The sequence below is a fragment of the Sphaerobacter sp. genome, assembly GCF_019683595.1.
In the GTDB taxonomy this organism is placed as follows: Bacteria; Chloroflexota; Chloroflexia; order Thermomicrobiales; family Thermomicrobiaceae; genus Sphaerobacter.
The window spans coordinates 1-5,898 of sequence record NZ_JADGHZ010000198.1 but is presented as its reverse complement, the minus strand read 5'-3'; the positions used below and the strand labels follow the sequence as shown (position 1 = coordinate 5,898).

At 68.5% G+C, this 5,898-nt stretch carries 4 protein-coding genes and 1 pseudogene; all 5 read left to right on the top strand.

Translation table 11 applies throughout. From position 1 onward, the window contains the following. Positions 1–234: pseudogene (locus IRZ30_RS14935) on the top strand (hypothetical protein); the annotation flags it as partial. An 819-nt stretch (positions 235–1,053) separates the two neighbouring features. Continuing rightward, positions 1,054–1,587: a hypothetical protein gene (locus IRZ30_RS14930; protein WP_294086279.1), complete on the top strand. Its 534-nt coding sequence runs from the start codon at positions 1,054–1,056 to the stop codon at positions 1,585–1,587. Positions 1,588–1,747: 160 nt separating this feature from the next. Further along, positions 1,748–2,926 (top strand): signal peptidase I, encoded by a 1,179-nt coding sequence (locus tag IRZ30_RS14925; RefSeq protein WP_294086278.1) that lies wholly within the window; start codon positions 1,748–1,750, stop codon positions 2,924–2,926. Then, a complete protein-coding gene (locus IRZ30_RS14920; RefSeq protein ID WP_294086276.1) occupies positions 2,923–4,653 on the top strand; it encodes a hypothetical protein in 1,731 nt (576 codons plus the stop codon). Before IRZ30_RS14925 ends, IRZ30_RS14920 begins: the two co-directional genes overlap by 4 nt. Positions 4,654–4,901: 248 nt before the next feature. Continuing rightward, the gene (locus IRZ30_RS14915; RefSeq protein WP_294086274.1) at positions 4,902–5,312 is read left to right on the top strand and encodes a hypothetical protein; all 411 of its coding nucleotides are present in this window, start codon (positions 4,902–4,904) and stop codon (positions 5,310–5,312) included. Positions 5,313–5,898: the final 586 nt, after the last annotated feature.

The window sequence follows — 5,898 nt, the reverse complement described above, 5'->3', positions numbered from 1 at the left end:
CTCTGCGGCGGGTTCCGGACCTACTGGGAGACCTTCGGCGGCCTGGCCGTCTACGGCCTGCCCATCAGCGAGGAGTTCCAGGAGGTCAATCCCGACACCGGGCTGGTCTACACCGTGCAGTACTTCGAGCGGCAGCGTTTCGAGTGGCACCCGGGTGAGTGGCCAGAGCGCTACGACGTGATGCTCGGTCGCATCGGCGTCCAGGTGCTCGACGCCCGCTACCCCAACCGCTAGCCGCTCGACGCGAACCAGCCATCCAGGCACCGCCGGGGATCATCCCCGGCGGTGCTCACGTTTCTGGTGGATGCCGCACAGCCGTGGCCGGGAGAGGCGCTCGCGCCCTCTCCCGCCCGGCGCCGGACGCAGCGGGTGCCACGGTCCGCGGAGCCGTTCGGGTGGAGGGAGCCGTCCCCTGCTGCCCGGCGCGTGCCTATGGTCGGCGCGTGGCACGTGCCTGAGCGGCTCGCACCCCGTGGTCCGTGCCACCCGGCGGACACGCCGCCTGTCATCCCCTGCCGAGTCCCCTGATTCGGCATGTGTGCTCGCCATCAAGTCAAGATTGCTTCGTAGCCAAGCGAGTTTGTGCGCAATAGAAATGAAAATAACATCTCGCCTTCATGGGTAGGAATTTCGTACCTTGACGACTGGGATGGGGTGTGGTACTAATGGGCTACGACCAGGGAAGCAAATGGTGCAGGGTCCGGCATCTGCGCCATTTGGACAACCGTGCGGTATCGAAAACGCGCAGCACTCACGTCTGGGTCATGTCCCTGGCGATTCGGCCATTCGCTCGGTCAGGGTCGTGCTGACCGGGCTCGTCAAGGGGATCCACCGCCACCGCACGGTTCAGCGCAGGGACGGTAGGGGAAGGGAGGGGCTATCGAGCGAGGGTAGGTGAAGAAAACGCCCCAGGCAGTTGCCGCTGCCCGGGGCTGTGAGAAGAGACTGGCTCGCCGCCAGATCCCTGCTGCACAAAGGGGATTTTATCGCAAGCGGCGAGCCATCGTTCAACGGATGTGCCCCTAATTGGGGCTGCGTATGTAGGAGGACGTGATGATGGTTCGCCGACGAATCAAACGCTCGTCCATCTTGGCCGTCATCGCCCTCGTCGCTCTGCTCAGCCTTGGGGTTGGGTACGCGGCGTGGGAGCAGACCAACGTCATCGAAGGGAAAGTCGCAACCGGTAATTTGAGCGTGACCTTCGCCGACGTCAACATCGAGAACGGTGCTACGGGTGACTACGGCGCCACGTGCACGTACAACTTGGGTGAGACGGGCACGACGCGAACGCTCAGCCTCATCGTCAACAACGCGTATCCGGGCTACGAGTGCAAGGCGCTGTTTGATCTGAAGAACAACGGCACGGTTCCCGCCAAGCTCGATCTCACGACGTCGAGCTGGAACGACGGGTCGAAGGACGGTGAGATCGAGTTCACCGGCGACTGCAATCCCAAGGACAGTCTAGTCATCGAGCCGGGCGGCTCGGTGGAGTGCTGGGCTCTCGCTAAGGTCCTCGATAATGCTCAGCAGAACCACACCTATACCTCCAAGGTGACGGCCCACTTCACGTTCGGGACCGAGTCCTAGTCGCGCATCTCTGTCCACCGCGGCATTGATAAGTCGCGGTGGACAGCTTTTGGGTACCGGGTGGGGCTCTTCGCGTCCCACCCGAGCGATCTGGACTGGCGGTTCCGCACCGCGCAGGCAGTCAGGAATTGGCGTCTAGGGACGGGAGCGGCAACCAGGAATGAGCCAGGTGGGCGCATCGACCAGTGGGATAGACCTGCGGGATCGATCGCCCGGGCTCGGCTGGGTGGCGGTCGGGCTCGCGGTCGGCGCGGCGGTCCTCGGCGCGCGGCTGATCGCGCCGCTGGTGCCGGTGCAGGTCGATCTCTACATCGTCCAGCCCGCGCTCTGGCTCGCGCCCGCCGCGCTGGCGCTTTGGCTGTTCGGTGGGGATCGGCGCGGCGCGCTGTGGCCGGATGGGCTGGCCCTGACCGCGCTGAGCATCGGGCTCATCCAGGTCACCCTGTCGGTCGCGGCCGGGTTCGCGCTCGGCTTCGGGCGCTCGCCCTTTCCTCACGACCCGCTCTCGCTCGTCAAGAACGCCTGGTACGTCGGCGCGCTGTTGATCGGCCGTGAGGTCGCGCGTTGGTACCTTGTAACCGCGCTCCGGCGCCACGGCGAGCTCATCGCCTTCGGCGCGACGACGGTGTTGTTGACGCTGGCGACGATCCCGCTCCACGCGTTGAGCCAGCTCGGCCAGTCGGACACCGCGTTCGACTTCGCAGGCCGCGTGCTCCTACCGGCGGCGGCCGGAAGCCTGCTGGCGACCTACCTTGCGCTCTCCGGCGGTCCGCTCGCGTCGGCCGCCTACCTCGGGGTGCTGGGCGCCTTCGAGTGGTTCGCTCCGGTCCTGCCTGACCTCCCCTGGATGATGACCGCGCTCATCGGCGTCATCGTCCCGATCGGCGGGCTCGTCGTCATCCAGCCGGCCGACGAGGACGGGACCGAGGAGGAAAGCGGCCTGAGCCTGTTCTGGGTCGGCGCCGTCGCGGCGATCCTCGTCATCTTCTGGTTCAACACTGGCGTCTTCGGCGTGCGGCCGGTGCTGGTGCAGGGGATCAGCATGGAGCCGAAGTTCCACACCGGCGACGTGGTGATCGTGCGCCCGGTAGATCCGGAAGACCTGAAGGTCGGGGACATCATCCAGTTCCGGGACGGCAACCACGACGTGCTGCACCGGATCATCGAGATCCGCCAGGAGGTGGCCGGGCTCGTCTTCATCACGCAGGGCGACAACAACGACGCGCCCGATAGCCCGGTGCCGGCGGAGAACGTCCGGGGGCGGCTCGCGCTGCACATCCCGAAGGCGGGGCTACCGGGGATCTACCTCAAGCGTCTCGTGACGGCGGTGGTGCGATGAGTGAGTATCCGTTTTGCCGGTTGACACCTCCAACGTCCGCCACGCCGCAGCCTACGGCGCGCCCGGGGAAGGCTCGCCTGCGCAGCCGGATCAAGCGCCTGCGCACCACCGCACTCAGCGCGCTCTCGGCGCTCTGCCTGCTCTCGATGCTGACCCTGCCGATCGCCTACGGCGGCTGGTCCGATGATCTCACCATCCGCGCGACGGTCCAGATGGGCACCTGGTGCCCGGCCGACCCGATCCCGGCGGACGTGTGGATCACGCCCCGTTCATTCAATCCGACCGGCAACGGGCCTGACCTCAAGGTTGAGATCACGCTCCCGAGCGACGCGTCACCCGCCTACTCAGCCCACCAGATCGATATCGCCAGTATCACGCTGAGCAGCGGCGCCAAGATAATTGGGCCGAACATCGCGACGGCGCCGAAGTACAAGGGCAACGGACGGCTTGAGGTAACGATCCCCCATGATCTGGCCGAGGACCTCCTGAACGGCCAGCCGGCCGGCGACGTGACGATCACCGTCAAAGGGCTCGTAAGCGGTGACCGCTGCTCCTTCGCCGGGAGCGACACCATCGGGTACAACCCGGGCCGAAAGAACGCCACCAACGCGGCGGCCACTGAAGAGGCCGGCACCGGCGATCAGCGCGTCACCGACGAGACGACGGACGGCGAGGACGGAACACCGACGGCCGCGCCGTTGACGAAGCCGGATCGCACGGACGGCACTCCGACGCCCACGCCCACCGCGCGCGACGGAGGCGAGAGCCCGGCGCCGACGACCCAGCCTGACCCGGCGAGCGATCCGAATCCCAAGCCGCAGGTGACGCCGACGCCGAAGCCCACCCCGGCGTCGTCCAACGCGCCGCGGCCCGGCAACCGGGAGCCGTCCCCGATGCCAACGCCGGCGCCTACGCCGAAACCGCGTCCAGCGCCGGCTCCGACACCGGTACAGCCACCCGCATCCACGCCAGCGACGAATCCGGCACCGGTGTTGCCACCCGCGCCCACTCCGAAGGTCACGCCGGTGCCGGCCGTGCCGCCGTCCTTCAGCATCGACCCGCTCGCGCCCCGGCCGCAGCCGCCGCGCGAGCCGCGCGAGCCGCGCGCAAAGTGGCCGGTGACGATCGAGCGCATCACCTGGGAATGCGCCGAGGACGGTCGCATCTGCGGCCAGGTCGTCGTCGACCGGTTCCCGTTGTTGCAGGCGGGCACGACGATCGTGCTGGCGCTGGAGTACCAGGACCCGGCGACCGGCGAATGGCGGCCGACCGGTGCCACCGTTACGATCACGCTCGACCTCTGGCGGATGGGCTACGACTTCTGCCTGACCATCCCCGAGGAATACCGCGACGCGGCCGTGGCCGGGGCGCTGCGGCTCACCCTCGCGCCGGAAACCACGGCGGCGCTGACGGACCAGCAGGTCACGTCCGACCCGCTGCTGTGCTCCCCACCCGAGCAGGCACACGACCCGCCACCATCGGACGCGACCGACCTCCCGCAGAACGATCCCGTGCCCGCTCCGCCGGATACGGCCGGTACCCCGGCCGAGCAGCCGTCCTCGCTCCCGCCACCAGCGCCACCGCCGGCATCGGTCGCTGCGGCTGTCGGCACCGATCCGGATTCCGACACGGCCCCCGATCCCGTCCCGAGCCCACCGGAGCCCGACCCCGATCCGGCTCTTGCGCCAACCCCGATGCCGGAAGACCCAGCCCTTGATGCGGCGTAGCACCCCTTGCGCGTGATGCCTCGTGTGCATAGGGCGGGTGAAGCCCTACGCTCGTGTTGCGCACGTCGCTCCGAACCCATGGTGCGGGCGATGCCGCGAACTCATGTTGCGGACGGTATCGCTGTGAGCGATGCCTCGGATCCATGTCATCCGAATCGAAGCGAAGGATCTCGCGCTGCGGCTACCACCCACGTTAGAGATCCTTCGCTTCGCCGGGGACGGCTCATGGAGTTGGGCGAATCACATAGATGTACGCGATCGACGCGTGCCTGAGGGCAGGCCACACCCGCCCGCGCTGGCGGCTGGCCGACCTGCGGGCGGTGGTGCCCTGGCTGCGTGATGACCGTCTGTCGGGTATCAGTAAGGTCCTGACCCGGCTCGGGGTGCGCCGCACCCATGGCCGCTTTGCCCTGCACGGTCCCGATCCCGACTACCAACCGAAGCTGGCTGCGATCGACCAGGCGGTGGCCCGGGCCCGCGCCGCCCCCGAGCGGGTGCGGGTGCGGTATGCCCACGAGCGCCCGCTGGTGCGCCAGCCGTCGCTGGGGCTGGTCTCTGCCCCGCGCGGGCCCGGGCCCACCGGTGGACACGCACGACAATATCCTGTGGTTGACCTCTGCCCCGCGCGGGCCCGGGCCCACCGTGCCGCGGACGACTGAGCCGGGGCGCTCGATCTGCTCACCGGGCAGGTCGGGTGGCTCGGGGCGCGGCCGGTGGGGGTGGACCGGCTCCTGCGCGTCCTGCGCCGGCTGCGGGCCGCCGCTCCCCCCAGGCGCGCTCTCTGGTCTGGGACACCTGGCCGGTGCCCCGGCATCCGGCGGTGCGGGCGGTGGCGGCCGCGCTGGGCTTCGAGATCGTGTGGCTGCCGACCGATGCACCCTGGACCCACCCGATCGAGACGCGGTGGTGCTGAGTCACGCGGGACGTGGTGGTGACCATCGGCTGGCGGCGCAGGGGCGCCAGCTCACGGGACAGGTGGCAGCCTTCCTGGATCAGTTCGCGGACGGTTCGGAGGTCCTGTTGCGCGACGTCGGTCTGTTGCCCGATTAAGGCGTGAAACGCCATTAGCCGGCTGGGAACGACGAAGCGTAGCGGGGTGACGAGAGTAGCGTCACTGCCGGCACCTGCCCGGAGCGAAAACGCTTAGTGTGCGTTATGGAGCCGTGTTACCACGCAATCAGGTCGGCCACCGCCCGCAGCGGGCGCCCATCCTCCCGGTTGAACCAGCAACACCGGTGGTGCAGC